This is a genomic window from Sulfuricella sp., from assembly GCA_041651995.1.
Classification (GTDB): Bacteria; Pseudomonadota; Gammaproteobacteria; order Burkholderiales; family Sulfuricellaceae; genus Sulfurimicrobium.
The window spans coordinates 869,932-894,870 of record JBAZID010000001.1 but is presented as its reverse complement, the minus strand read 5'-3'; the positions used below and the strand labels follow the sequence as shown (position 1 = coordinate 894,870).

Annotated in this window: 27 protein-coding genes; 8 read left to right on the top strand and 19 right to left on the bottom strand. The window is 60.4% G+C overall.

All coding sequences use genetic code 11. The annotated features are described in order from the left end of the window. Positions 1-27 precede the first annotated feature (27 nt). From WC392_04330 to WC392_04320, 3 genes are all read left to right on the top strand, one after another. Positions 28-1,635, top strand: coding sequence for an ABC-F family ATPase (locus tag WC392_04330; GenBank protein MFA5241589.1), 1,608 nt, complete (start codon positions 28-30; stop codon positions 1,633-1,635). Next, positions 1,635-2,390: a hypothetical protein gene (locus tag WC392_04325; protein ID MFA5241588.1), complete on the top strand. Its 756-nt coding sequence runs from the start codon at positions 1,635-1,637 to the stop codon at positions 2,388-2,390. The genes WC392_04330 and WC392_04325 overlap by 1 nt, the downstream gene beginning before the upstream one ends. Before the next feature lie 408 nt (positions 2,391-2,798). Further along, a complete protein-coding gene (locus WC392_04320) occupies positions 2,799-4,655 on the top strand; it encodes a Ser-Thr-rich GPI-anchored membrane family protein (protein ID MFA5241587.1) in 1,857 nt (618 codons plus the stop codon). 97 nt (positions 4,656-4,752) lie between these two features. Here WC392_04320 and WC392_04315 read toward each other — a convergent pair whose 3' ends face one another. Genes WC392_04315 through WC392_04300 form a run of 4 tightly spaced genes read right to left on the bottom strand, consistent with a single transcriptional unit; the run spans position 4,753 to position 7,643 of the window. Further along, a complete protein-coding gene (locus WC392_04315) occupies positions 4,753-5,427 on the bottom strand; it encodes a hypothetical protein (GenBank protein ID MFA5241586.1) in 675 nt (224 codons plus the stop codon). Between the two features lie 8 nt (positions 5,428-5,435). After that, complete coding sequence (locus WC392_04310; GenBank protein ID MFA5241585.1) at positions 5,436-5,753, bottom strand: DUF2322 family protein; 318 nt, start codon at positions 5,751-5,753, stop codon at positions 5,436-5,438. A 2-nt stretch (positions 5,754-5,755) separates the two neighbouring features. Beyond that, positions 5,756-6,382 (bottom strand): 2-polyprenyl-3-methyl-6-methoxy-1,4-benzoquinone monooxygenase, encoded by a 627-nt coding sequence (gene coq7 / locus WC392_04305; GenBank protein ID MFA5241584.1) that lies wholly within the window; start codon positions 6,380-6,382, stop codon positions 5,756-5,758. Beyond that, on the bottom strand, positions 6,375-7,643 hold the full coding sequence (locus WC392_04300; GenBank protein ID MFA5241583.1) for a (Fe-S)-binding protein: 1,269 nt from the start codon (positions 7,641-7,643) through the stop codon (positions 6,375-6,377). Before WC392_04300 ends, coq7 begins: the two co-directional genes overlap by 8 nt. A 169-nt stretch (positions 7,644-7,812) precedes the next feature. Here WC392_04300 and WC392_04295 point away from each other — a divergent pair, with 169 nt between their 5' ends. Together WC392_04295 and WC392_04290 are read left to right on the top strand one after the other, a co-directional pair. Then, complete coding sequence (locus WC392_04295; GenBank protein MFA5241582.1) at positions 7,813-9,309, top strand: 2Fe-2S iron-sulfur cluster-binding protein; 1,497 nt, start codon at positions 7,813-7,815, stop codon at positions 9,307-9,309. 43 nt (positions 9,310-9,352) lie between these two features. Beyond that, positions 9,353-9,595 carry a CDGSH iron-sulfur domain-containing protein gene (locus tag WC392_04290; GenBank protein MFA5241581.1) on the top strand — a complete coding sequence of 81 codons (243 nt, stop codon included), beginning with the start codon at positions 9,353-9,355 and terminating at the stop codon, positions 9,593-9,595. Between the two features lie 23 nt (positions 9,596-9,618). Here WC392_04290 and WC392_04285 read toward each other — a convergent pair whose 3' ends face one another. The 15 genes from WC392_04285 to cutA form a co-directional block, all read right to left on the bottom strand. Next, positions 9,619-9,996, bottom strand: coding sequence for an SPOR domain-containing protein (locus tag WC392_04285; protein MFA5241580.1), 378 nt, complete (start codon positions 9,994-9,996; stop codon positions 9,619-9,621). Between the two features lie 128 nt (positions 9,997-10,124). Further along, positions 10,125-10,274 carry a hypothetical protein gene (locus WC392_04280; GenBank protein ID MFA5241579.1) on the bottom strand — a complete coding sequence of 50 codons (150 nt, stop codon included), beginning with the start codon at positions 10,272-10,274 and terminating at the stop codon, positions 10,125-10,127. A gap of 126 nt (positions 10,275-10,400) precedes the next feature. Then, complete coding sequence (gene gcvPB / locus WC392_04275; protein MFA5241578.1) at positions 10,401-11,846, bottom strand: aminomethyl-transferring glycine dehydrogenase subunit GcvPB; 1,446 nt, start codon at positions 11,844-11,846, stop codon at positions 10,401-10,403. A gap of 124 nt (positions 11,847-11,970) precedes the next feature. Next, entirely contained in the window at positions 11,971-12,474 is a 504-nt protein-coding gene (tpx, locus tag WC392_04270) for a thiol peroxidase (protein ID MFA5241577.1), read from the bottom strand. A gap of 16 nt (positions 12,475-12,490) precedes the next feature. Continuing rightward, positions 12,491-13,885, bottom strand: a complete 1,395-nt coding sequence (gcvPA, locus tag WC392_04265; GenBank protein MFA5241576.1) for an aminomethyl-transferring glycine dehydrogenase subunit GcvPA — start codon at positions 13,883-13,885, stop codon at positions 12,491-12,493. Positions 13,886-13,974: 89 nt separating this feature from the next. Next, a complete protein-coding gene (gene gcvH, locus WC392_04260) occupies positions 13,975-14,364 on the bottom strand; it encodes a glycine cleavage system protein GcvH (protein MFA5241575.1) in 390 nt (129 codons plus the stop codon). 36 nt (positions 14,365-14,400) lie between these two features. After that, positions 14,401-15,483: a glycine cleavage system aminomethyltransferase GcvT gene (gene gcvT, locus WC392_04255; protein MFA5241574.1), complete on the bottom strand. Its 1,083-nt coding sequence runs from the start codon at positions 15,481-15,483 to the stop codon at positions 14,401-14,403. Positions 15,484-15,497: 14 nt separating this feature from the next. Then, the gene (locus WC392_04250; protein MFA5241573.1) at positions 15,498-16,634 is read right to left on the bottom strand and encodes a DUF3426 domain-containing protein; all 1,137 of its coding nucleotides are present in this window, start codon (positions 16,632-16,634) and stop codon (positions 15,498-15,500) included. After that, positions 16,631-17,524 carry a 50S ribosomal protein L11 methyltransferase gene (gene prmA, locus WC392_04245; GenBank protein ID MFA5241572.1) on the bottom strand — a complete coding sequence of 298 codons (894 nt, stop codon included), beginning with the start codon at positions 17,522-17,524 and terminating at the stop codon, positions 16,631-16,633. Before prmA ends, WC392_04250 begins: the two co-directional genes overlap by 4 nt. Positions 17,525-17,553: 29 nt before the next feature. Further along, positions 17,554-18,906, bottom strand: a complete 1,353-nt coding sequence (gene accC, locus WC392_04240) for an acetyl-CoA carboxylase biotin carboxylase subunit (GenBank protein ID MFA5241571.1) — start codon at positions 18,904-18,906, stop codon at positions 17,554-17,556. 79 nt (positions 18,907-18,985) lie between these two features. After that, positions 18,986-19,432 carry an acetyl-CoA carboxylase biotin carboxyl carrier protein gene (gene accB, locus WC392_04235; protein ID MFA5241570.1) on the bottom strand — a complete coding sequence of 149 codons (447 nt, stop codon included), beginning with the start codon at positions 19,430-19,432 and terminating at the stop codon, positions 18,986-18,988. 14 nt (positions 19,433-19,446) lie between these two features. Then, a complete protein-coding gene (gene aroQ, locus WC392_04230) occupies positions 19,447-19,893 on the bottom strand; it encodes a type II 3-dehydroquinate dehydratase (protein ID MFA5241569.1) in 447 nt (148 codons plus the stop codon). Positions 19,894-20,022: 129 nt separating this feature from the next. Then, entirely contained in the window at positions 20,023-20,553 is a 531-nt protein-coding gene (locus tag WC392_04225) for a TlpA disulfide reductase family protein (protein ID MFA5241568.1), read from the bottom strand. Further along, positions 20,550-22,796: a protein-disulfide reductase DsbD gene (gene dsbD / locus WC392_04220; GenBank protein ID MFA5241567.1), complete on the bottom strand. Its 2,247-nt coding sequence runs from the start codon at positions 22,794-22,796 to the stop codon at positions 20,550-20,552. Before dsbD ends, WC392_04225 begins: the two co-directional genes overlap by 4 nt. Then, on the bottom strand, positions 22,797-23,129 hold the full coding sequence (cutA, locus tag WC392_04215) for a divalent-cation tolerance protein CutA (GenBank protein ID MFA5241566.1): 333 nt from the start codon (positions 23,127-23,129) through the stop codon (positions 22,797-22,799). A 6-nt stretch (positions 23,130-23,135) separates the two neighbouring features. Between cutA and WC392_04210 the strand changes: the two genes are divergently transcribed. The 3 genes from WC392_04210 to WC392_04200 are packed head-to-tail and all read left to right on the top strand — an operon-like array spanning position 23,136 to position 24,926. Further along, a complete protein-coding gene (locus tag WC392_04210) occupies positions 23,136-23,540 on the top strand; it encodes an FxsA family protein (GenBank protein MFA5241565.1) in 405 nt (134 codons plus the stop codon). Between the two features lie 49 nt (positions 23,541-23,589). After that, positions 23,590-24,558: a PDC sensor domain-containing protein gene (locus WC392_04205; protein MFA5241564.1), complete on the top strand. Its 969-nt coding sequence runs from the start codon at positions 23,590-23,592 to the stop codon at positions 24,556-24,558. Continuing rightward, positions 24,558-24,926: a hypothetical protein gene (locus tag WC392_04200; protein MFA5241563.1), complete on the top strand. Its 369-nt coding sequence runs from the start codon at positions 24,558-24,560 to the stop codon at positions 24,924-24,926. The genes WC392_04205 and WC392_04200 overlap by 1 nt, the downstream gene beginning before the upstream one ends. The last annotated feature ends 13 nt before the right edge of the window (positions 24,927-24,939 follow it).

Sequence of the window (24,939 nt, the reverse complement as noted above, 5' to 3'; positions counted from 1 at the left end):
CACATTTTTCCAAAAACGGGCCATAAATTGATTTCCACCGCCAACATCACCATGCAGTTCGGGGCCAAGCCCCTGTTCGAGAACGTTTCCGTCAAGTTCGGCGAGGGCAACCGCTATGGCCTGATCGGTGCCAACGGCTGCGGCAAATCCACTTTCATGAAAATTCTCGGCGGCGATCTGGAGCCTTCCGGGGGCAATGTTTCCATCGACCAGGGCGAGCGTCTGGGCAAGCTGCGCCAGGATCAGTTCGCCTATGAAAACAAGGTGGTGCTGGATGTGGTGATGATGGGCAATGCCGAGCTGTGGGCCGTGAAAGAGGAAAAAGACGGCATCTACGCCAATCTGGAAGCCACCGAAGACGACTACATGCGCGCCGCCGAGCTGGAAGTCCTTTTCGGCGAACTGGACGGCTATACCGCCGAATCCCGTGCCGGCGAACTGCTGCTCGGCGTGGGTATTCCGGTGGAGCAGCACAGCGGGCTGATGAAGGAAGTGGCGCCCGGCTTCAAGCTGCGCGTGCTGCTGGCGCAGGCGCTGTTTTCCGATCCGGACATCCTGCTGCTGGACGAGCCCACCAACAACCTCGACATCAACACCATCCGCTGGCTGGAGGACGTTATCAACGCCCGTTCCAGCACCATGATCATCATTTCCCACGATCGCCACTTCCTCAACAGCGTGTGCACCCACATGGCCGATCTGGATTACAGCACCATCCGCATCTACCCCGGCAACTACGATGAATACATGATCGCCGCGACCCAGGCGCGCCAGCGGATGCTGACGGACAATGCCAAGAAAAAGGAACAGATTGCCGAGCTGAATGCTTTCGTCGCCCGCTTTTCCGCCAACGCTTCCAAGGCGCGCCAGGCCACCAGCCGCGCCCGGCAGGCGGACAAGATCAAGGACAGCGTGGTCGATGTCAAACCCTCCAGCCGCCAGAGCCCCTACATCCGCTTTGAAACCGACGACAGGGAAAAGCTGCACCGCAAGGCGGTGGAATTGCTGGAAGTTGCCAAAGGCTACGACAAGGTGCTGTTCCACAGTTTCAGCTTGCTGCTCGACGCCGGTCAGCGCCTCGCCATCATCGGCCCCAACGGCGCGGGCAAAACCACCCTGCTGAAAACCCTGGTAGGCGAGATCGAGCCGGATCAGGGCGAGGTTAAATGGGCCGACAAGGCCAAGATCGGCTATTTCGCCCAGGATCACCATGCCGAGTTCGAGCATGACATGACCCTGTTCGAATGGATGGAGCGGCACGGGCGCAAAAGCGACGACGACCAGATCATCCGCGCCACGCTGGGACGTCTGCTGTTCACCGGTGACGATTCCAAAAAGTCGGTGCGCGTGCTGTCGGGCGGCGAGAAAGGCCGCATGCTGTACGGCAAGCTGCTGCTTGAGCGCCCCAACGTGCTGGTGATGGACGAGCCCACCAACCACATGGACATGGAATCCATCGAGGCGCTCAACATGGCGCTGGAACAGTACAAGGGCACGCTGATTTTCGTCAGCCACGACCGCCAGTTTGTATCTTCCCTCGCCACGCAGATCATCGAACTGGATGGCAACGGCGGCTTCCGTCACCATATCGGCAATTACGAGGATTACCTCATGGGCCAGGGCATCGCATCCTGATGGAAAAACCCGTCATCATCATTGGCCTGGGCCAGCTCGGACGTGTCTTTGCGGGCGGTTTTCTGCGTGCGGGCTTTACGGTTATGCCGGTGAACCGCGACGACGACATGGACATTGCCGCAGCGCGGCATCCCGAGCCAGCCCTGGTGCTGGTGGCGGTCGGGGAGGCGGATCTGCACACGGTTCTGGCCGCCCTGCCCCCGCAATGGAAAACCCGTATCGGCCTGATCCAGAACGAATTGTTGCCGCGCGACTGGGAGCAGCATGGCATCGCCAGCCCCACCGTGATCCCGGTGTGGTTCGAGAAGAAAAAAGGCAGCGATGCCAAGCCGCTGATCCCTTCGCCGGTATTTGGCCCTGCGACCGAAGTTGTGCTGGCTGCCTTGCGGGCGATCGATATCCCCTGCCGTGAAATTCCCTCCGCGCAGGATCTGGCTTACGAACTGGTGCGCAAGAATATCTATATTCTCACCACCAATATCGCCGGCCTCCGAACCGGCGGCAATGTGGGCGATCTATGGCAGCAACAGCGCGATTTTGCCCGCAGCGTGGCGCAGGAAGTAGTGCAGGTCCAGGACTGGCTGACCGGGCAGAAGAATGATGCGGAGCGCCTGATCGAAGGCATGGCGGAGGCCATCTTAGCCGACCCGGCGCACCTGTGCACCGGTCGCAGCGCGCCTGCCCGCCTGGAGCGGGCCTTGCAGCATGCGGATGAAGCGAAGCTGGCGGTGCCTGTCCTGCGCGAGATCCAGTAATCCACCTGTTCACGCCTTCCTTGGTAAATGCTGTAGTTATGTTCATCGCTACAACATTTATTTTGTCTGCATAATGTCTTCAAACAAGAAGATTCGGGCCTTCACAGGCATTCCGGTCACCTTCCCTTCTTTGCTCTGAATAATCCTGGAAACCTCAGTTGACCGCTAATCGGGATATTTAAGCTTGTGATCCTGAATAGCTTCACCCAATATTTTTCGTTCACCCGTTTGTTGACCCCGCGACAGACCAAATCGCACACTTTGGCCTGTCCAACTGAGGCTATCAAGGATAATTCTTGGTCTTGATCCCGATTTCAGGAAGGCGGATACTTTTAAATATTATGGTTGGTTGTTCCTTCACGGAACAAAGGGGAGAAGATGAAATGCACTGGATGCAACACAGTTTGGATGGTGATTGGCGCACTGGGCCTCGTGCTCACAAATCCGGCGTATGCCACCGACACCAACGGCGAGGATACGCAGAAAAGTGAAACACCAACCCGCTCTCTCAAACGCCCCTTGCTCTTAAGCCCCAGGCCGGCCACGGAAGATACCAAACTCTCTGCTCCAGCCAGCGTAGCACCCAGGGCGACAACACCCGCCGAACGCACCTTCCCCCGCACCGTATCGACCGCAACAACGCTGACGGTGCTCAGTCCCAATGGCGGCGAATCATTCTTGCCCGGCGATCGCGTGCAGGTGCAATGGCAGGGTAGCGGCATTTCCGGCCCCGGCGCGATCCAGCTGCTTCAAAATGGGCGCAAGGTGGCCGACATAGCCGCGTCGGTGAACCTGTCCGAGGGCAAGAGGAGTTGGCGCGTACCGGAAGACATCAAGCCCGGCAGCTATACCGTGCAGATCCAGAGCCGCGACAGAAAATACTCGGATGACAGTGATCAGCCGTTCAGCATTGGCGCCATCACTGGCGGCGTGAACCTGTCCGCCAGGCCGGAACGCGGCCAGCGTCCTGCGGCAACGACTGGAGGCGACACTGGCGCTGCGGCCACACCCGAGACCGGCAGCGGACAGGCAGCGTCATCCACTGACACGACACCGGCCACGCCCGCGCTTAGCCTCGTCAGCCCGGCCACAAACACCGGCTGGTGCACCAACCAGGCACACGAATTCCGCTGGAGTTCCACCCTGCCCGCCGATAGCACCGTCAGCATCGATCTCATGCGCTCCGACGGTACTAGCGTGTGGAAAAGCATCGCCAGCAATATTCCGGACAGCGGCAGCCACACCTGGGCCGGTCTCACCGATGCACAGTTTTCCTCCGGCTCCATCAGCCTGCGCCCGCGCATCCGGAACGCGGACAACAGCGTGGTCAAGCTCGGCGAGCTCATGCATTTCGGCAAGCCGCTGATGATCAACGCCCCGCAAAGCAATCACACCTGGCGCAAGCGCTCGCAGTACACCATCCGCTGGACGCAGATTTGCGCTCTCCCCACCCCGGCTACCATCGAACTGCTCAACGCCAGCCAGCAGCCTGTACTCACCATCGCGGAAGGACTGTCCGCCGAAGGCCACCACATGCCGCGCGGCCATGAATGGACCGTGCCAGACGATCTCGCACCGGGCACCTACTACATTCGCGTACGCACCACCGATAACCAGCTGAGTCGCACCACCTCATTCACAATCGCCAATCCGGTCAGTTTCCCGGTCAGCCCCAGCCTCACCTTCACCAGCCCCGCCGTGAATGCCGGCTGGTGCACCAACCTGCCGCATGAATTTCGCTGGAACACCGCCCTGCCGGCCGATGCCCGCATCAAGATCGACCTGATGGAAGCCAACGGTGAACAGGTCTGGCGCAGCATCGCAGCAGACATCCCCAACAGCGGCACCTATAGCTGGTCTGGCTATACTGACGCCCAGTTCAATTTTGGCATGGGCACATTCCGCCCGCGCATCGCCACCCTCGACAACAGCGTGATCACCGTGGGCGAGCGCTTCCACATTGGCAAGCACCTGTTTCTGGATGCACCGAAAAGCAATTACACCTGGCGCCACGGCTCATCCTACGACATCCTCTGGACCCAGCTGTGCAGCCTGCCCGCAGCCGTCGCTCTCGAACTGCTTGACGCCGGCAAGCAACCCGTCGCCACCATCGCCAGCGGCCTGACAAACGCTGGTTCATCAGGCCGCCAGGTGTATAAGTGGACCGTGCCCGCCAACCTGACGCCCGGCACTTATTACATCCGGGTACGCACCGCCGACGGGCAATACTCGCAGGAGAGCTCTTTCGTCATCAGCGCGCCGTAACCGTTCGGACGGCCGCACAGAGCGTTGAATTGCCAGACACCGGCAGAGTTTGCAGCACGCCCCGGGAAGAACCTGCCAGTGCTGCTTCACAGCAGATTTAATGCGTGGTCTGCTGGCTCAGGAGAGGCTCCCGCAGGCGCGCAAAGTGGCGCGGCGCGACGTACTGCAACAGTTCCTTGCCCTTGCTGTCCAGGGTGAGGGCAAGTCCCTTCTCCGGGTAAAGCAGGTGCTCCACCTGTTCGGAAGCGCGGATGCGTTCGCCCGGCCGACCGAAGCGGGCAAGGGCCGTTTCTTCATCGAGATTGGCTGTGGGGATGAAGGTGATGCTTGCGACCGGGACGTTGTAAGCAAGGGCCAGGTCCTCCTGGCTGAGGGTGAATTTTCGCGCGTTGTTTTCTGTGATTTTGCTTTTTACTGCATGCTCGCGCATGCGCTCCACGGTTTCCTTGCCCAATTCGCCGACCAGAATCATTTTGCCGGTGAGTACGCCCGTGGTGACCCTGCTGTAGTACGCTTCCAGCGTGCCAGTTTCGCCCCGCTGGGCGATCACGGCGACTTCCATGTCGGGTCCGAAATATTTGCGCGCATCGTCAAGCGTGCTGCGCGAGAGTGTCAGGCCGAAAACCTGTGAATTACCGTCCGGTAATGTTTCGATTTGCCACGGCAAGCCGGAAACCGGTTGCGCTTGATGTTCCTGGTTCCCCGGGCGTAACAGCATGGCCGCCATGACGACGGCGGCCAGCAGAAGCGGAATCAGGATGGATTTTTTCACCTGCGTGGCTATACGCGGGTGAGATGTGCTGAATAGGAGATTCCGTTGGCGATGATTTCGAACAGGCGGTCAATGTTGGGATGCTTGCCGGGGTTGTGGCGCGCGTCGCCGGTATGCTCCGCGTAAAGCGCCAGGCCGTCATGCGCCGCATCCGGATTGATGCTGCCCCATTTTTCCGCAAGGTGGCGATACACCCGGAGGGAGCCCTGGCTGCCGGGTTTGTTTTCGATCACGGCAACGGAATTGCCGGCTGCATCGAACAGCTCCAGTTTGGAAAACTCGGCTACGTCGGCCAGTTGCGCCAGGTTTTCTGCGAAATTTCCCATGCTCATACCCAGTAAGCCGTTGTAGTCATTATTTTGGAAGACAGCTTCATGGCGGTTTTAACCGGCAATGGCAGTTCCGCGCCGCCATGTTCCAGCGCAGTGGTGGCGTGCTGGATTTCGTCGCTTTTCATTTGCTCCAGAATGGCGCGGCTTTTTTCGTCCTGCTGCGGCAGGCGGCCAAGATGGCTATCCAGATGCTGCTCGACCTGGCGCTCGGTTTCGGCCAGGAAGCCCAGATTCCACTTGTCTCCAAGCGATCCGGCCAGCGCGCCCAGCGCGAGCGAGCCGGTGTACCACAGCGGGTTGAGCAGGCTGGTGTGCCCGCCCAGTTCGGCGATGCGCGTTTCGGTCCAGTTGAGATGCTCGGTTTCTTCCCACGCGGCCTGTTCCAGCGCGGTTTTCACCTCCGGGTTGCGGGCCGTCAGCGCCTGCCCCTGATACAGGGCCTGGGCGCAGACTTCACCGCTGTGGTTGATGCGCATGAGCGATGCGGCAAGGCGCTTTTCTTCCGCGCTCAGCTCCGCATCGGGAAAGCCTTTTCCCGGCAGCGGGCGCAGGGTTGGCGCATGGGCAAACAGGGTGCGCAAGCCCTTGTCGAATTCAGTGATGACTTTATCCAGATCAAGCATTTTCATATCCCATTTGACGTGCCACCAGGCGTACCGGGTGCAGCACTTCGATTGCCATACCCTCGGCACGGAGTCCGGCCGCCAGGTGCATGGCGCAGCCGGGGTTGGACGTGGCGATGATTCGTGCGCCGCCGGTTTTGATAGCCTCGATTTTATCACGCAACAGCAAGTCTGCCATTGCCGCCTGGGTCAGCGCATAGCTCCCGGCCGCGCCGCAGCACTGGTCGTTCCCGGCCAGCGGGATGATGCGGGCGCCTGGAATGTGCAGCAGCAGCTGGTAAGCGGCGTCCTGGTCGTGCAGGACGTTGCGGCTGGAGCAGGGCTCATGCACTGCGATGCTTTGTTGCAGTGGTGCCAATTCAACCTGCTCCCAACCCCGAGCCTGGCTGAGGAAGGTGCTGATATCGAGCAGGGGCGCCGTCAGGGGCGGATCCTGCTCGGCCAGGGTGGCGCCGCAGCCGGATGCTGCGTGCAGAATGGCCTGCAAGCCCGGCGTGCTGAAAGCCTGCCGGTTTTCGCATGACAGCGCCTGTGCCGCACCGGTCGCGCCATTGTGCTGGTGCAGGGCGCCACAGCAGGTCTGCGCGCGCGGGACTTCGACGCTGTAACCCAGCCGGTTGAGGATAAAAATTGCCGCGCTCAAGGTGGGCGCATCGGTCATCTGGGCGACACAGCCGAGAAACAGGCCGACGGTGCCGCGCGGCGTGCCGTTTGCGGCATGCATGCCATGCAGGGAATGGCCTTTTTGCAGGACGGGCAGTTGTGCCTCGGCCCGTGCCAGGCCGAATGCCGCCAGCGCGCCGGATTTGCGCGCCAGCCGCTGGAGGCCGGACCTTTGGTAGCTTTGCAGCAGCCAGCCCGCGCTTCGCAGCCAGCGCGGATGGCGTAGCGTATTGAACAGCATGCGCCGCAAACGCAGTTGCCCTGCCGGGCGTTGCCGTTGCGGCTCCAGCCATGTCCGCATGCCGTCCGCCAGCCAGCCGTAGCGCACCCTTGAGGGGCAGGCATTTTCACAGGCACGGCAAGTCAGGCACAGGTCCAGGTGGTGCAATACTTCTGGCGAAAGCGGCAGGCGTTGTTCCAGCAGTGCAGCCATCATGAAGATCCGGCCGCGCGGCGAGTCTGCTTCGTTGAGTGTTTTGCGATAAGTCGGGCAATGTGGAACGCAAAGGCCGCACGCAACGCAGCGGCCTGCTTCCTCGCTCAGCCTGGTGGCCGGATGTTCGCCGGGTACGGGCGGCTGGTCAGGATCGTGCGTCATTGGGGATTGCCTGGATGGGGCGTGGGTCAGCAGGCGAGGTTAAGTTTGGAGGGGGCAAAAGTCAATCGTCACCGTGGATGCACAGCCTCTTTTGCGAAAGAAAATTGAGAATGCCTGGCATTTGTATCAAGATGGACGGCAAGATTTACCTTCCTGAAGGAGTCTTCACATGGTTCATCTTCTTTCCCTGTCGCGCGCGGCGCGCCTGGTTGGCGTCACGCGCGGCGCATTGCAGAAAAAAATCCAGAATGGCGAGATGCCGTCTTTTGATGGCACCGTGAAGGTGGAGGATCTGCTGGCGGTCTACCCGGACGCGCAGCTGGAGAACAATGTCGAGTTCGAGCGGGTGCGCCTCATCAAGGAAAAATCGTTCGGTAAAAGGGTATTTGAGCGCGCGTTGCCGGATGCGGAAGTGCTCGCCGCCCGCGTGACAGAATTGAGCACGGAGCTGGCCAACAGCCAGACGCAAGTCCGGCAGTTCAATATTCTGCTGGATCGTTTAAGGAACAAACTGGGTGAAATCGAGGGCCAATCCCAATCCGGGATGAAAGACGCGCTGGCTGATTTCAAAACCTGGCTCCAGAAAGAAGCCGCCGCCGCCATGGAGCCTGGTTATCCCAATCCGCTGGCGGTAAGGGACAGCATCCTGCGGGTGATGTCTGCCCATGTGCGGGTGCTGCCGAGCGGCCACGACTTTTTTATCGATGGGCCGGACAGCATCCTGGAGGCTGCCCTGCGTGCGGGCATTCCGCTCAATTACGGTTGTAGCGGAGGAAATTGCGGTCTGTGCAAGGCTAAAGTGGTGTCGGGCCAGATCAAGAAAATCCGCCATCACGATTACGTGATCCCCGAGGCGCAAAAAAGCCAGGGATATGTGCTGCTGTGTTCCAACACGGCAGTGACGGATGTGGAAATCGAAGCGCCGGTGGCCGGCAGCGTGCAGGATATTCCGTTTCAGCAACTATCCGCCAAGGTCAAGGCCATCGAACTGCTGTCGCACAACATGGCCCTGCTGCACTTGCAGACGCCGCGCACCAGCCGCCTGCGCTTCCTGGCGGGACAATATGCCACCTTGCAGCTGGGCAAGTCACTTTCGGCCGATCTGCCGATTGCCAGCTGTCCCTGCGATGAGCGCAATCTGCACTTTCATGTGCGGCGCATGCCGGGCAACCTGTTTTCCGACTATGTGTTCAACCAGCTCGAAAGCGGCGAAATGGTGGACGTGGAAGGGCCGCAGGGCGAATTCATCCTGCAGGAAAAATCACCCCGGCCCCTGTATTTCATCGCCTTTGATACCGGTTTTGCCCCGCTCAAGAGCCTGATCGAACACGCCCTGTCGCTGGATGCGGCCGTAGCCATGCACCTCTACTGGATCGGCTCGGACGCCGGCAGCATCTACATGCCGAACATGGGACGCGCCTGGGCGGATGCGCTGGATGATTTCACTTTTTCTTCCCGGATTGCCGGCTATGACCTGCGCGCCGTGAGCGGCAAACGCGAGGAAAACCTGCGTGCCATGCTGCAAGAGATCGTCGAGGGCGCTCCGGATTTACAGGCAGGTGACGTTTATCTCGCGGGCCCTGAATTGGCGGTGGAGATCGCGGAAGAGTTTTTCCTCGGGCTGGGCTTGCCCAAGAGCCGGGTGTTTTCCGGTTTAGTAAAGTAATTTAGTAGGGTAATATGCGGGCTTCTATCCCAAGGAGAATTGAATGAATAAACCCGTCTGTGCCCAGCGCGCACCCTATGCCATGGAACTCGAAGCCGGTGACTACTGGTGGTGTTCGTGCGGCAAGTCCCAAACCCAGCCATTCTGCGATGGCGCCCACAAGGGCAGCGAGTTTTCGCCGCAGAAATTTTCCCTGGGCGAGAAAACCAAGGTCTGGCTATGTGGCTGCAAGGCCAGTGCCAAGGGACCATTCTGCGACGGCGCGCACAAAACCCTGGAGGGTTAGCGTGAAACTCGCGAAGTGAGCCGTTAGGGCGAACAGGGCACGGCTTTCAGTTCCGTGCCTGGAAAATCCTGCTTCAGCTTGACCAGATCGGCTTCGAGGTTTGAGCCGCTGGCCTGGATGAGCATGCTGGAGTGGCCGCCATCCAGGGTGCGGGGGCCAGACTTGGCGGATTTCACGTTGTGCTTTGTGCGGAGTTCGGCGAGGTATTTGTCCGCGGCTTCCTGAGTGGAATACACGCCCAGGGAAATGGCATGGCGCCATTTGTTGTTGTCCTGCATCACCAGGCTGTCCTCGATGCCCAGCCCTTTCAGTTCTTCCTGCTTTTTCTGGGCTTCCGGCCTGGACTTGAACGGTGGAATATAGACCCAGTACTTACTGGCTTTTTCCGGCGTGCCGCGCAGGGTAATGGCCCCCTCCCCCAGTTGCAGTGGCTTGAGCGCGTCCTGCGCGCGGGCCAGTTCCTGTTGCGAGAAAATGCCCCATTCCAGGCAGATCTGGGGCGGGGCAGCGGGTTGCGCTTGCGTTGGCGCTATTCCGTTTCCTGCAGCAAGCGGATTTTTTCGGCGTAATAGGGTGCGTGACTGGCCATTGGGTCACTATCCGGTCTCCCCTCTGGCAGTTGCATCACGGCGAAAAATGCGATGTTGGCAATGAGCAATAGCGCGAACAACCAGCGCATGAACACCATCATCCTGGAAGTCCCGCAGCCAGACAGGCATTGCTGAACGCAACGGCAAAATCAGATTGCTTCGCTACGCTCGCAATGACGGTTGAGGCATCGTTCAGTAGATTTGCCATCTTTCGGCTATGGCTGCCACACCAGATCCAGCTCCCGCGCCGCCTTGACGTCATCCAGGCGGCGTACCGGCATGGAATAAGGCGCGCCCTTGACCTGTTCGGGCTGGCTGTAGGCCTCGTCGCGGATTTCCTTGAGCGCTGCGATGAAGGCGTCCAGGGTCTGTCTGGATTCGGTTTCGGTCGGCTCGATCAGCAGGCATTCCTGCACCAGCATCGGGAAATAGGTGGTGGGGGCGTGGAAGCCCTTGTCCAGCAGACGTTTCGCCACGTCCATGGCGGTCACGCCGGTTTCGTCCTTGAGTTTTTTCAGCGTGACGATGAATTCGTGGCTGGCACGGCGTTTGGCGAAAGCCACGTCGAATCCGGCTCGGGCCAGCTCCACCATCAGGTAATTGGCGTTGAGGGTGGCAAATTCCGCAACCCGGTGCATGCCTTGTGCCCCCAGCATGCACGCGTAGACGTAGGCGCGCAGCAGGATTCCGGCGTTGCCCATGAAGGCGGAAAGGCGGCCGATGCTCTGTGGCCGGTCCTGTTCCGCCAGCCAGCGGTAACGCCCATTTTCATTGGCCACGAAGGGGATGGGAAGAAAGGGTTCGAGGCGCGGGCTGACGCCGACCGGGCCGGCACCGGGGCCACCGCCGCCATGGGGGGTGGAAAAGGTTTTGTGCAGGTTGAGATGGATCACGTCGAAGCCCATGTCGCCCGGCTTGACCCGGCCCAGGATGGCGTTGAGGTTGGCGCCGTCGTAATACAGCAGCCCGCCGGCGTCATGCACGATGCGCTGGATGTCCTGGATGCTTTTTTCAAATACGCCCAGGGTGGAGGGGTTGGTCAGCATCAGCCCCGCGGTTTGCGGTCCGACGGCGGCTTTCAGCGCGCTCAGATCGACGTTGCCGTCGCCATCGGTGGGGATCTCGCGTACCGTATAGCCGCACATCACCGCTGTGGCTGGGTTGGTGCCGTGGGCGCCGTCCGGTACCAGGATTTCGCTGCGCGCAGTGTCGCCGCGCGCGTCATGGTAGGCGCGGATCATCGCCACGCCGGCAAATTCACCCTGAGCACCGGCCATCGGGGTGAGCGAGACGGCCGCCATGCCGGTCACTTCCTTGAGCATTTCCTGCAGGTCGAACATCGAGGCCAGGAAGCCCTGCCCGGTGTTCTCCGAACTCATGGGGTGGCGCGCCAGCAGTTGCGGCAGCATCGCGAGATGGTTGCAGGCGCGCGGGTTGTATTTCATGGTGCAGGAGCCGAGCGGGTAGAAATGGGTGTCGATGGAGAAATTCTTTTGCGACAGCCGGGTGTAATGGCGCACCGCGTCCATTTCGGAAACCTCCGGCAGCAGCGGAGGCGCCTTGCGCCGCAAATGGCCGGGAATATCGGTGCAGGCGGCCAGGGAGGAAGGCGCCTGGGCGGCGTTGCGGCGTTTGGGTTGGGACAGTTCGAAGATCAGCATGTCAGTTTTCAATCAAGGCATTTAACCACGGAGGGCACGGAGGACACGGAGAAAACCAGGAACATGGCGGATGGACCGTCCTTGCCTCCGTGTTCTCCGTGCCCTCCGTGGTAAAAAAGTTTTATTACCGGCTCAAAGCCGCGATGGCCGCATCGTAATCCGGCTCCTGGGTGATTTCCGGTACCAGTTCGGCATGGATTACCCGGTCGTTTTCGTCGAGGATGAACACGGCGCGGGCCATCAGGCCGGACAGTGGCGGATCGGTGATCATCACGCCGTAATCCTTGTGGAAATCGCGCCCGCGCATGGTGGAGAGCATGATTACGTTGTCCAGCCCTTCCGCGCCGCAGAAACGGCTCTGGGCAAACGGCAGGTCGGCGGAAATCACCAGCACCACGGTGTTGCTCATCTCGCTGGCGCGCTGGTTGAAAACGCGGGTGGAGGTGGCGCATACCGGCGTGTCGATGCTGGGAACGACCGACAGTACCTTGCGCTTGCCGGCAAATTCGCTGAGGGAAACGTCCTTCAGGTTTTTGTCCACCAGCATGAAGCTGTGGGCAGTTTCGCCGATTTGCGGGAAGTGCCCGCCAACGTTGAGTGGTTCGCCTTCGAGCGTTACGGTTGCCATGTCGATCTCCTCTGATTTACCACTTGCTGGTGGCGGTAGGTACAAGCTTGGTGCAGGTGGGGCCGGAACCGCGCCTGGATACGATGCGTTCCAGTTGCTCGGCGTAATTTTGCAGATCGGCCGCTGTCCGGGTCTCGGTGGCGCAGACCAGGATCGCCTGACCCAGTTCCGGGTAGTAAGGCATCAGGTCGAAGCCGCCCACGATGCCCTGGGCTTCCATGGCGCGCAGCACGTCGCCGGCCGGGATGGGCAGGCGCAATACGATTTCGTGAAAAAACGGCTGTGTGAAAGCGCGCTTCACGCCATTGATCCTGCTCAGGCTTTCGGCCAGCGTCACGGTGTTGGCGTGGCAGGCCGCGGCAACGCGCTCCAGGCCGTCCGGTCCGAGCAGCGTCATGTGGATGGTGGCGGCGGTGGCCATCAGGCCCTGGTTGGAGCAGATATTCGAGGTCGCCTTGGCGCGGCGGATATGCTGCTCGCGTGCTTGCAGGGTCAGCGCGAAGCCGGGCTTGCCGTCCAGATCGACGGTACGGCCAATGATGCGGCCGGGCATCTGGCGCACCAGCGCCTGCTTGCAGCACATGAAACCGAAATAGGGGCCGCCGCTGGAAAGCGGCGAACCCAGCGGCTGGCCTTCGCCGACCGCGATGTCCGCGCCCTTGCTGCCCCACTGCCCGGGCGGGGTGAGCAGCGCCAGCGCCAGCGGATTGACCAGGCCGATGACCAGGGCGCCCTGGGCGTGCGCCCAGTCGGTCAGCGCGTCAACTTCTTCCAGGCAGCCGAAGAAGTTGGGCTGCGGAATGACCAGCGCGGCAAAGTCCTTCTCCTCCGGCAGCGCGGTGATGCCGAGCGCGGGGTCGTAATCCAGTTCGACCAGCTCGATTTTCTGGTGTCTGACGATGCTGTTCACCACCCGGCGATAGAGCGGATGCACGCTTTTCGGCATCAGGATGCGGCGCGAGGTCTTGTGCGCGCGCACTGCCATCAGCGCCGCCTCGGCCAGGCCGGAGGCGCCGTCGTAGAGGCTGGCGTTGGCCACGTCCATCCCGGTCAGGGAAGCCATCATGGTCTGGAATTCGTACAGCAGCTGCAGCGTGCCCTGGCTGGCCTCGGCCTGGTAGGGCGTGTAGGCGGAATAGAACTCGCCGCGCGTGGCGATCTGCCAGACCGCTGCCGGAATGTGATGTTCGTAGGCGCCGGCACCGACGAAGTTGAGGAAGCGGCCATCCGTCTCCGCGCGCTCGGTCATCAGGCGGGAAATGTCCATTTCCCCCATGCCGGGCGCGATGCCGGTCAGCTGGCCGCTGCGCAGTCCGGCAGGAATTTCGTCGAACAGATCGTCAATGGAAGACACGCCGATACGCGCCAGCATGGCCTGGATGTCTTCTTCGGTATGAGGGATGAAGGGCATGAATTTTCCGGGTGAGGGGTTAGGAGTGAGGGGTGAGGAGTAAAAGCGAAAAAAATCGCATTATCCGCCGCTCTTCACGCCTTGCTGAATTAGTGCGCTTCGCTGTCCACCAGCGCCTGGTAGGCTGCTGCGTCGAGCAGGGTGCCGAGGGCGGCCGCGTTGTCGGGCTTGATTTTGAACAGCCAGGCCGCGTAGGCATCCTGGTTGATGCTTTCCGGCGCATTTTCCACGTCGCCATTGGCGGCAACGACTTCGCCCGCGATCGGCGCATAGACGTCGGAAGCGGCCTTGACCGATTCGACCACGGCACATTCTTCGCCCTGGGTCAGCTTGCGGCCAGTTACGGGATTTTCCACGAACACCATGTCGCCCAGCAGTTCCTGGGCGTGGTGGGTGATGCCAACAGTCACGCTGCCGTCGGCCTCAAGCCGCGCCCATTCGTGGGATTTGGTGTATTTCAGATCAGCCGGGATAGTCATTTGGGGTCCTTGAAGATTCAATATTATTGTGCGGAATTATGCCACTAAACGCTTGCCGTTGCGCACGAAGGGATAGCGCACGACCTGTGCGCTCAGCAGTTTGCCGCGGATTTCCACCTGCACGGTTTCTCCCGTTGCGGTGGCCGCGGGCAGACGGGCCAGGGCGATGGACTGGTTGAGGGTGGGGGAAAAACCGCCGCTGGTGATTTCTCCTTCGCCCTGGGCTGTGATCACTTTCTGGTGGCCGCGCAGCACGCCCTTGTCGAGCAGCAGCAGGCCCATCAGCTGGCGCGCCACGGCCTGGCTGGTGAGTGCCTGCTTGCCGATAAAGTCGCGCGGGCTGGCGAGATCGACTGTCCAGGTCAGGCCGGATTCGAGCGGGGAAACGCTTTCGTCCATGTCCTGGCCGTAGAGATTCATGCCTGCTTCCAGACGCAGGGTGTCGCGCGCGCCCAGGCCGATGGGCGCCACGCCCTGTTCCCGCAATGCCTGCCACAGGAAGGGTGCGGCCTTGGCCGGCACCATGATTTCGAAGCCGTCCTCGCCGGTGTAGCCGGTGCGGGCGATGAACATGGTGCCCATTTCCGCGGCCTGGAAGAGTTTGAGGTGCTCGCTGATTTCCTGTGATCCCGGCATGGCCGCCCACAATCTGGCGCGCGCATTGGGACCCTGCACTGCGATCATGGCCAGGTCGCGGCGCGGAGTGAGTGTTAACTGGGGTGCCAGTTTTGCGCGCTGTGCTTCCATCCACGCCAGGTCTTTCTCCGCCGTGCCGGCGTTGACCACGATGCGGAACCAGTCTTCGCGCATGAAATAAATGATCAGGTCGTCGATCACCCCGCCCTTCTCGTCGAGCATGCAGGAATACAGGGCCTTGCCCGGCAGCGTGAGCTTGTCCACGTTGTTGGCCATCATCTGGCGCAGAAAGCCGCGCGCGCCCTCCCCTGCCAGATCCACGATCTGCATGTGGGAAACGTCGAACATGCCAGCATCGCCACGCACCTTGTGATGCTCTTCGAGTTGTGAGCCGTAATGGAGCGGCATGTCCCAGCCGCCGAAATCCACCATCTTGGCGCCAGCGGCCCGGTGCGCGGCGTTGAGTGGGGTCTGTTTAAGCATTGCATTCTCCATGATTATGGCTGGGGCGGATAAAACAGGTACAGGCGGTAGCCCTCGGCCTTGAGCTCGCCAATATCCATCAGTAGTTTGACCGCAACTTCCCCGCCGGTGGGTATGCCCTGCGAGATGGCGGTCATATTTCTCAAATATTCCGTGGGGGGAAACAGCTTGCGCGCGACCATTTCATCCCTGGTGTTGGTCAGGGTCAGTTCCAGCGTAGGGTAAGCCTGAACATGGGCTGCGCGGTTGCGCAGTATGCTGGTCAGCACCACGATATTGGCGCGGGCCGGGTCGGCATGGAGTTCGGACGACTCAATGCCGATCAGATCAGGATTGCGCGGCAGGCTGACGCGGCACTGCAGGTGGTCACAGGCCTGTTCAAGCAGGGGGCGAGTCAGCGGGTAGTGTGCGGCAATGGTGTCGCGGAAGGAATAAATACCCTGGGCAAACAATCCTGCCAGCAATAGCAGGCTAGCCAGGGCCCACGGCCAGGCACGCCTGGGCTTGGGGGGCGGGGCATATTTTGGGCTTGCCGGGGAAACCTTGGCTTGAATGACGGTGAGCGGCGGCTGGATGCGGACCACGCGGGATTCGGCTTCAACCCTGCTTTCTGGCTCTGGCTCTGGCTCGAAGCCAGGTGATAGCAGTTTGTCGAGCGCCTCGAAGGCCTGTTCAGTTACAGGGTCAATGGCGCCTGATTCCTCCCCGGAAGGGGCCTCGGGGAAAAATTCTGCCGGCTGGACGGCGTCTGCCGGGGTTTCGGGCCGGGTGATCTCGAACTCGAACAAAGCCTCTTCGGCTTCTGGCGGGATTTCTGGATGGATGATTTCAGGGTCGAATAGCGGTTCACCGGCGTCGGCGGCTTCAGGCGGCGGGATTTCTTGTTGCAGGGCTTCCCGTTCGGGTGTGACGGGCGTGTACCCGGCTGGAAAGGTTTCCTGGGCCTGTTCCGCCAGGCCGGGTGGCTGGGCTGGAACCGGAGCAGGAACAACTTCCTCCGGCAATGGAGGCGATTCCTCGATCAGGCTTTCAAGGGCGTTGAAAACATGGGCGCAGCGGCCACAACGTACGTTCCCGTTACGTATCTGCAACTGCTCTTCCGTCACGCGGAAGCGGGTCTGGCACTGCGGGCAGGCGGTAATGCTGCTCATGCTTTGCGCGTACCGGCCAGGCAGACCCAGCCTTCCGCTTCATCGGCAATATCAATGTCGAACCAGCTGCGGTAGACCGCCAGCACATCGGCTGCCTGGTGGGCGAGAATGCCCGAGAGCACAATGCGGCCACCCGGGCGTGCTGCATTGGCCAGCATCGGGGCGAGCATTTTCAGCGGGTTGGTGAGGATGTTGGCGATCACGATGTCAACGCTGACCTGCGGCGCATCATTGGGCAGATAGAAGTCCGCCTTGACCTGGTTCTGTCCGGCATTGAACTGGCTGGCCTGAATCGCCTGGGGGTCGATGTCCACCCCGGTGACCTGGCCGGCGCCAAATTTCAGCGCGGCAATGGCGAGGATGCCGGATCCGCAGCCATAATCGAGTACGCTTTCGCCGCCGTGAAGGTTGCGGTCCAGCCATTGCAGGCACAGGCGGGTGGTGGGATGACTGCCAGTGCCGAACGCCAGGCCGGGATCCAGGATCAGGTTGATGGCGGATGGATCGGGGGATTCATGCCAGGTCGGCACGATCCACAGGCGTTGAGAAATCGGAATCGGTGCGAATTGCGCCTGGGTCTGACGCACCCAGTCCTGCTCTGCCACGGCCTCCACCTCGAATGCCGGCGCGGTTGGCAGCCCCGCTGCGCTGGCGGCCTCGGTCATGATGGCGGTCAGGTCGGCATCTGCTTCGAACAGGGCGTTGATCAGCGCGTCCTGCCACACGCCTGCGGGCGGCTCACCTGGTTCGCCAAAAATTTCCTGTTCTTCAGGCGTGCCGGCGTGCGCGTCCTCGATGGAAACCGAGAGCGCGCCCAGTTCCATCAGTGCATCGCCGAGGATTTCGGCCGTGTGGGCGTTTGCCGCGATTTTCAGCGCTTGCCAGGCCATGGTGCCCCCCGCTCTCCGTCTGTAGGTGGTTAAGCTTTTTTCTTGTCCGCGAGCATCTGTTCCAGGTAGTGGATGCTGGCTCCACCCTGCAGGAAAGCGGCGTCGTGCATCAGGTCGCGGTGCAGCGCAAGATTGGTCTTGACGCCATCCACCACCATTTCCGAAAGGGCCGTGCGCATGCGTGCAATGGCCTGCTCGCGCGTGTCGCCGTAAGCGATCAGCTTGCCGATCATGGAATCGTAATGGGGCGGCACGAAGTAGTTGTGATAGATGTGCGAGTCCACCCGGATACCCGGCCCGCCGGGCACATGGTATTGGGTGATGCGGCCGGGTGAGGGCACGAAGGTGTAAGGGTCCTCGGCGTTGACGCGGCACTCGATGGCGTGGCCCTTGAAGTGGATTTCCTTCTGCTTGTAGCGCAATTTCTCACCGGCTGCGATGCGCAGCTGTTCCTGCACGATATCCACGCCGGTGATCATTTCGGTAACCGGATGCTCGACCTGTACCCGCGTATTCATCTCGATGAAGAAAAATTCGCCGTCTTCGTACAGGAATTCGAAGGTGCCGGCGCCGCGGTAGCCGATTTTGCGGCAAGCCTCGGCACAGCGTTCGCCAATCTTGTCGCGCAGCTTGGGGTCCAGTCCCGGCGCGGGGGCTTCTTCCAGCACCTTCTGGTGGCGGCGCTGCATGGAGCAGTCGCGCTCGCCGAGGTGAATGGCGTTGCCGTGCTCGTCTGCCAGCACCTGAATTTCGATGTGACGCGGGTGCTGGAGAAACTTCTCCATGTAGATCATGGGGTTGCCAAAAAAGCTCTGGGCTTCCTGCCTGGTCAGGCTGGCTGCATTGAGCAACGCGGCTTCGGTATGCACCACGCGCATGCCGCGCCCGCCGCCACCGCCGGCAGCCTTGAGAATGACGGGATAGCCGGTTTGCTTGGCAATCCGGATGATTTCATCATCATCGTCGGGCAGGGCGCCGTCGGAACCGGGCACGCAGGGCACGCCCGATGCCTTCATGGCGTCCTTGGCGCAGACCTTGTCGCCCATCAGGCGGATGGTCTCGGGGCGCGGTCCGATGAAGATGAAGCCGCTATTCTGTACCCGCTCCGCAAAATCGGCGTTTTCCGAGAGGAAACCGTAGCCGGGGTGGATGGCGGTGGAGTCGGTGACTTCCGCCGCGCTGATCACCGCCGGGATATTGAGGTAGCTGAGCGTGGAGGATGCCGGGCCGATGCACACCGATTCGTCGGCGAGCCTGACGTATTTGGCTTCGGAGTCGGCTTCGGAGTGAACTGCCACGGTCTTGATGCCCAGTTCCCGGCAGGCGCGCTGGATACGCAGGGCGATTTCGCCGCGATTGGCTATTAGGACTTTGTCTATCATGTTATAAAAACCTTAATAGCCACAGAGGACACAGAGAAAACCCTATACAGGCAACCCGGTGATCTCTGCGGCAAATAAATTAGCCGATGATGAACAGGGGTTCGCCGTATTCGACGGGCTGGCCGTTCTCGATCAGGATGGCCTTGATGACGCCGCTCTGATCGGCTTCGATCTCGTTGAGCAGTTTCATTGCTTCGATGATGCACAGGGTGTCGCCGGCGGCAACGTTCTGGCCGACTTCCACGAAGGACTTGGCATCGGGGGAAGATGCACGGTAGAAAGTGCCCACCATGGGCGATTTCACGATGTGGCCTTCCGGTTGGGCTGGTTCGGCAGCGGCGGCGGGCAGGTCGGCCTGCTGCGCCGGTGCCGCCATCATTTGCTGTGGCGCTGCGTAATGCATCATTTGCGGCGCCTGGCCGTAACGGCTGATGCGAACTTTTTCTTCGCCCTCGGTGATTTCGAGTTCGGCAATGCCGGAATCTTCGACCAGATCAATCAGTTTTTTCAGTTTGCGCAAATCCATGATGAGCCCTTGTTTTAAGTTTGTGTTAGTGCGAAATCCAGCGCCAGTTCATAACCCTTTGCCCCGAGGCCGCTGATGATGCCCACAGCGAGGCCGGAGAAATAGGAGTGATGGCGGAAGGCTTCGCGGGCGAAAACGTTGGAGAGATGTATTTCCACGAAGGGAATGTCCACGCCCGCCAGAGCATCGCGCAGCGCAACGCTGGTATGGGTGAACGCGGCAGGATTGATGAGGATGAAATGGACCTCGTCCCGCCCTGCCTGATGAATACGGCCAATCAGTTCGGCTTCGCTGTTGCTTTGAAATGCTTCCAGGCTGGCGCCGGATTGCCGGGCCTGCTGCACGAGGCGCTGATTGATGTCTTCCAGCGTGTCGTGTCCATAATGTTGTGGTTCACGGCTACCCAGAAGATTGAGGTTGGGGCCATGCAGTACCAGAATTTTGCTGTTTTTAGCGGGCATCCGGCCACCTGTTCGGTGAGTTTTGATAAAACGCAAGTTTGCCGCAAATTAGGGTGATTTGTCCAGTTTTTGCTGTAAATTAACGGCAGAAACAAGCTGAAAGGCCGGGCGTAAACGGGGAAAAATGTGCTAGATCAAGCCCTTTAGCGTGGCTTCCAGTTGCTCGCGCTTCAGTTCGCCGGTCACCGTGGACACGATGTCACCATTTTTGCTGAAAATCGCGGTAAAAGGCAGTCCGCCAAGGCGATTTCCGGCCAGTTTGCCCAGTTCCGCCGCGTCGTTTTCCCCCAGCAGGATGGGATAGTTGATGCCCATTTCATCGCTGAATGCCTGGACCTTGTCCTTCTGGTCCAGCGCCAGGCCGACGAAAACCACCCCCTGCGCGCGGTATTCTTCCTGCAGGCGGATAAAATCGGGAATTTCGGCGCGGCACGGCGGGCACCACGGCGCCCAGAAATTGAGCACCAGGATTTTTCCCTGCCACTGCTTCAGCGGCTGGGGCTGGCCCTCCAGGTCGGGAAAGGAGGCGGCGAAAATCTTTGCCGTGTCGGTTCGAACCGCCGCCATGGCCGTTTTGTCAGCCTGCTCCGAACAAGCTGTCAGGCCGGAGAGCAGGAGGATGCCCAGCAACAAGGCGGATAAGGGCTTGAAGAGGCTCATTTGAGAATCTGCTCCATGCTGGCGAGAAATTTGTCCGGGTTTTCATAGCCGATCACGCGGCCTTTTTCCTTGCCGCCCGGGGCGAGGAAAATAATTCCCGGCGGCCCGAACAGGCCGAATTTTTTCAGCAGCGCCTTGTCGTCCTCGCTGTTTGCCGTGACGTCGGCCTGCAGCAGGATCATGTCACCGAAGCGTGCCTGCACCCGCGCATCGCTGAAGGTGAAGCGCTCCAGTTCCTTGCATGACACGCACCAGTCGGCGTAAAAATCCAGCATGACGGTTTTGCCCTGCGTTTGCTGCAGGCGCTGTTCCAGTCCGGCCACATTCTTGATTTTTTCGAACGGCGTGTGAGCGGCTTCGGCGGCACTGGCCGTTCCCGCCCCGCGCAGCCCGGATAAGGGCTGAAGTACGTCGCGCCCGCCTGAAAGCGCGCCAACGAGCAGGGCGACGCCCGCGATCAGCGTCACCACGCCCACGCCTTTCCAGAATTTGGCCCAGCCTTTGGCAGGATGCGGCAGGGGGTCCAGGGCGCGCAGATAGATCGCCGATACAATCAGCAGGGCAGCCCACAACAGCATGTTTGCAAGCGCGGGAATAACCGGCGAAATCAGCCAGATGGCCACGCCCAGCAAGAGTACGCCGAAGAAGGCCTTGACCGCCTCCATCCATCCCCCCGCGCGCGGCAACAACGCTCCGGCGGAAAGCCCGATCGCCAGCAGCGGCGCCCCCATCCCCAGCGCCATGGCGAACAGCGCCCAGCCGCCCAGCCATACGTCGCGGGTGAGGCCGATATAAGCCAGCGCACCGGCCAGCGGAGCGGCGACGCAAGGGCCGACGATGACTGCCGAAAGTGCGCCCATGGCGAATACGCCGGCCATGTTGCCGCCTTTCATCTTGTTGCTGGCGTCGTTGAAGCGGCTCTGGATAAAATTGGGCATCTGCAACTCGTAGAAGCCGAACATGGAAAAGGCCAGCGCCACGAAAACCAGGGCGAACGTGCCCAGCACCCAGGGGTTTTGCAGTGCGCTGGTCAGCAGCGTGCCCGACAGGCCTGCGGCAACACCTGCGGCGGCGTAGGTGATGGCCATGCCCAGCACATACGCGAGGGAGAGCGCGAAGGCGCGCGGCCGGGTGAGGTGTTGCCCCTGCCCGACAATGATCCCGGAAAGAATGGGGATCATGGGGAAGACGCAGGGGGTGAGGGCCAGCAACAGGCCGAAGCCAAAAAAGCTGGCGATTACCAGCCAGAAGCTGCCGCCCTTGAGGAGTGCCGCGACCTTGGACGAATCCGATGCGCCCCTTGTTTCTGCACCGGCGGCGGCAGATTCCGAAGCGGCTTGCTGCGCCGGCGCGGGTTCGATTTTTTGCACATCAGCCGGCGTGGAGGCAGGCAGGTCGAGCGTAAAAGTCTTGTTCTGGGGCGGGTAGCACACGCCTTTTTCGCTGCATCCCTGGTAAGTGGCCTGCAAGGAAAGCTTTTCGGCCGTGCCCTGGAGATGGATCAGTGCCTGGAACGAGTGGTGATAGACCTCGGTGGGGCCAAAATTCGGGTCAGCCTTGGTTTCGCTCCTGGGCAACTCGATATTGGCGATGCTGATACCGCTTGCATCCTTCAAGGTGAACTTGATCTTGTCGCGATACAGATAATAGCTTTCGGCCAGCGTGAAGTCGGCCACCAGCGTGTTTGCGTTCCTGGCCGTGAGCGCCAGCTTGAATGCCTGATCAGGCTCAAGAAATTCATCCTGCGCGCTGCCCTTGACCAGCGCGGTGAGTGCCGCCAGCCCGCTGGGAGCCTTGGGGGCGGCTTCTGCCGCGGCTGCCGGCAGCGTGAGCTGCGCCGTCTGGGTGGTCGGCGGATAGCACACGCCGGCATCGGCGCAACCCTGCGAAACGGCTTTCAGGGTGAAGCTTTGCGCCGAGGCGGAAGTCCGGGTGAGCGGCAGCTTGATTATCAGGTCCTGGCGGTAGGTTTCCACCTTGCCAAAATATTCGTCCTGCTTGGTTTTGCCTGCAGGGAACTGGCCTGTACCCAAAGTCACGCCAGCCGCATCGACGCTGAACTTGAATTTTTCGCGATAGAGGTAATATCCGTTGGCAATCTGGTAACGCACTTCGATGTTGTTGGCGTCCAGCACCCTGGCGGAGAACCTGAATGCCTGTTCGGGCTCCAGCAGTTCGCCTTCTTCGGCGTGTGCGCCCAGGATATGCAGCATCAGCAACAGGCTGATAATAAAACGCATCATTTAGTGTTGCTCCTCGTTGTTACTGGTTTCCGCCCTTATCCAGGCAAGATATTCGGGCAATCCTGCGTGAACTGGGACTGCGATGATTTCTGGAAGTTCATAGGGGTGCTGCTGCCGGATGGCGGCTTCCACCTTGCTGTAATGAATCGCCAGTGTTTTAATCAGGAGCGGGATTTCCTGTGTGGTCTCGACCTGGCCCTGCCAACGGTAAACCGAGGTGCAGGGCGCCAGTATATTGACACAGGCGGCCAGATGCCGGGAAATCAAAATTTTTGCTAAACGCTGTGCGCTATCCTGATCCGGCAGGTTGGTAATAACTAGTAAAGGTTCCATAAGCTCATGCAACTGCTGATAATTTTTTTCATTTTACTCGGTTTCCCGGCGCTCGAGATTATTGTCCTGTTCCGCGTGGCCGATTCGATTGGCTGGTGGCTGCTGCCCTGGCTGATCCTGAGCGCGGCCGCAGGCTGGACCCTGATCCAGGAAGAACGGCTGGCCATGTTCGGGCGCCTGTTTTCATCGCTTCAGTCCGGCCAGCCGCTGGGTTTTGCGATGCTGGACAGCCTGCGCACCCTGTTTGCCGGGATCCTGCTGATATTCCCCGGCGTGATCAGCGATGGCCTTGCCGTCATTCTGCTGCTGTTACCGCGAGCCAGAAAACCTGGCCCGCCTCCCCGCGATTCTGGCGAAGACGTCATTATCGAAGGAGAGTGGCAGCGTGAAGATGACCCGCGTTTGAAATGATTGTGCGACCCGGTTTTGATCGGGCGTAAATAGACAAAGACCCCCAGCCATGAATGCCCCCAAGAAATCTTTGCAAAGAAGTGTTACCCAGCAGCGTGAAGCGCTGATGGACCTGTTGCAGGAGCCCCTGGGCCTGTTGGCGAAAGCCTGTTGCCCGGTGTGGGGTGAACGTGAAAAACTCAATGCCCTGCTGGGCGATGCGCTGAAAGCATTGCCTTACTGCAAGCATCTTTATGCGCTCGACACCCGTTCGATCCAGATCAGCGACAACGTCAGTCACCATGGCTTGTCGGGCGGTTTTGGCCGGGACCGTTCGAAGCGGCCCTATCTGAAGGATATCGCCCCCGCTTCGGGCCTGATTCTTTCCGATGCCTATATCAGCCTGCGCGAACGGCGCCCCTCGCTGACCGCCATTCAGGTTGTGCATGACAGGGAGGGCAAATTACTCGGGTTCATTGGCGCCTATTTCGGCCTGCGGGATCTGCCGCTGACCCGCGAACTTTATGAGGAACCTCGCTACTGGCGCCAGATCAAGGGAGATCCCTCGATTCGCGGCACGGTTTTTCACCAGACCCGCACGGAAAGCGAGATGGACCGGCATATCGATACCGTGCTGGGGGTGATGGCAGAGTTGATGCTCTACCACGGCGTGTTTCATGTGATCCTGCATTTTTCCAGCAGCCGCGCCATCATCTGGCTGGTTGAAGACCCCTACCGCTACCGCTTGCTGGATATCGACGAATTGATTGACCCGGATACCTGTCTTGCCTATCCCCGCCACCCCTATCCGGCGGATGCACTGGTTCCTGCCGGAAAAATCCGGGAAGTGCTGGATACCTTTCGCGGCTTGCGCTTGCTGGATGAAATGTTTTACCTGCGTTCCGGCACCCTGAATATTTTCAATGGCATCGTTGGCCTGACATTTTCCTGCGACGGCTCGCACTACATTCCCTATGACGAATTCCTGAAAATGGACAATGCTTTCTGGGTTGGAGCCGAATCTCCCGAGGTGAACTGATGAAATCGAAACAATGGTTGATCGCGTTTTTGTTGTTGCCGGCTTTCGACGCCTTTGCTGCGGCTCAGGTGGAAGAGCGTGCGCTGAAAGTGGATGCAGTCGAAGCGGCGCAGCAGAAGGCCGATTTTACAAAAAAGCGGGCGCTTGCCGCAGAGCAGCAGTTGCAGGCAGCGGAACGGGAACTGGCCGAAGCCGAACGCGCCAGCCAGGAGGTGCAGCAGCGTGCCAGCGAAACAGAGCGGCGTGTGGCGGAAGCGAGGGAAAGCCTGGGCCGGGCTCAGGCGGAGCGAAACGCTGCAAGAGAAGCTTCGGATCGCACCGTGGAAGAATCAGCCAGGGTATGGTCGCAACGCAACCGGAGGCAATGAGCGGGTTCAAGCC

Excerpts from the sequence above, each read along its gene's own strand:
- WC392_04250 (MFA5241573.1), bottom strand. The coding sequence starts at position 16,634 with ATGAGCAGCATTACCGCCTGCCCGCAGTGCCAGACCCGCTTCCGCGTG.
- WC392_04280 (MFA5241579.1), bottom strand. The coding sequence starts at position 10,274 with ATGCGCTGGTTGTTCGCGCTATTGCTCATTGCCAACATCGCATTTTTC.
- accC (MFA5241571.1), bottom strand. The coding sequence starts at position 18,906 with ATGATAGACAAAGTCCTAATAGCCAATCGCGGCGAAATCGCCCTGCGT.
- prmA (MFA5241572.1), bottom strand. The coding sequence starts at position 17,524 with ATGGCCTGGCAAGCGCTGAAAATCGCGGCAAACGCCCACACGGCCGAA.
- WC392_04200 (MFA5241563.1), top strand. The coding sequence starts at position 24,558 with ATGAAATCGAAACAATGGTTGATCGCGTTTTTGTTGTTGCCGGCTTTC.
- WC392_04210 (MFA5241565.1), top strand. The coding sequence starts at position 23,136 with ATGCAACTGCTGATAATTTTTTTCATTTTACTCGGTTTCCCGGCGCTC.
- gcvPB (MFA5241578.1), bottom strand. The coding sequence starts at position 11,846 with ATGCTGATCTTCGAACTGTCCCAACCCAAACGCCGCAACGCCGCCCAG.
- coq7 (MFA5241584.1), bottom strand. The coding sequence starts at position 6,382 with ATGCTTGATCTGGATAAAGTCATCACTGAATTCGACAAGGGCTTGCGC.
- WC392_04300 (MFA5241583.1), bottom strand. The coding sequence starts at position 7,643 with ATGACGCACGATCCTGACCAGCCGCCCGTACCCGGCGAACATCCGGCC.
- WC392_04320 (MFA5241587.1), top strand. The coding sequence starts at position 2,799 with ATGGTGATTGGCGCACTGGGCCTCGTGCTCACAAATCCGGCGTATGCC.
- WC392_04325 (MFA5241588.1), top strand. The coding sequence starts at position 1,635 with ATGGAAAAACCCGTCATCATCATTGGCCTGGGCCAGCTCGGACGTGTC.
- gcvPA (MFA5241576.1), bottom strand. The coding sequence starts at position 13,885 with ATGCCCTTCATCCCTCATACCGAAGAAGACATCCAGGCCATGCTGGCG.
- gcvT (MFA5241574.1), bottom strand. The coding sequence starts at position 15,483 with ATGCTTAAACAGACCCCACTCAACGCCGCGCACCGGGCCGCTGGCGCC.
- aroQ (MFA5241569.1), bottom strand. The coding sequence starts at position 19,893 with ATGCCCGCTAAAAACAGCAAAATTCTGGTACTGCATGGCCCCAACCTC.
- WC392_04205 (MFA5241564.1), top strand. The coding sequence starts at position 23,590 with ATGAATGCCCCCAAGAAATCTTTGCAAAGAAGTGTTACCCAGCAGCGT.
- WC392_04290 (MFA5241581.1), top strand. The coding sequence starts at position 9,353 with ATGAATAAACCCGTCTGTGCCCAGCGCGCACCCTATGCCATGGAACTC.
- tpx (MFA5241577.1), bottom strand. The coding sequence starts at position 12,474 with ATGGCAACCGTAACGCTCGAAGGCGAACCACTCAACGTTGGCGGGCAC.
- cutA (MFA5241566.1), bottom strand. The coding sequence starts at position 23,129 with ATGGAACCTTTACTAGTTATTACCAACCTGCCGGATCAGGATAGCGCA.
- WC392_04310 (MFA5241585.1), bottom strand. The coding sequence starts at position 5,753 with ATGGGAAATTTCGCAGAAAACCTGGCGCAACTGGCCGACGTAGCCGAG.
- WC392_04295 (MFA5241582.1), top strand. The coding sequence starts at position 7,813 with ATGGTTCATCTTCTTTCCCTGTCGCGCGCGGCGCGCCTGGTTGGCGTC.
- WC392_04225 (MFA5241568.1), bottom strand. The coding sequence starts at position 20,553 with ATGAGCCTCTTCAAGCCCTTATCCGCCTTGTTGCTGGGCATCCTCCTG.
- dsbD (MFA5241567.1), bottom strand. The coding sequence starts at position 22,796 with ATGATGCGTTTTATTATCAGCCTGTTGCTGATGCTGCATATCCTGGGC.
- gcvH (MFA5241575.1), bottom strand. The coding sequence starts at position 14,364 with ATGACTATCCCGGCTGATCTGAAATACACCAAATCCCACGAATGGGCG.
- accB (MFA5241570.1), bottom strand. The coding sequence starts at position 19,432 with ATGGATTTGCGCAAACTGAAAAAACTGATTGATCTGGTCGAAGATTCC.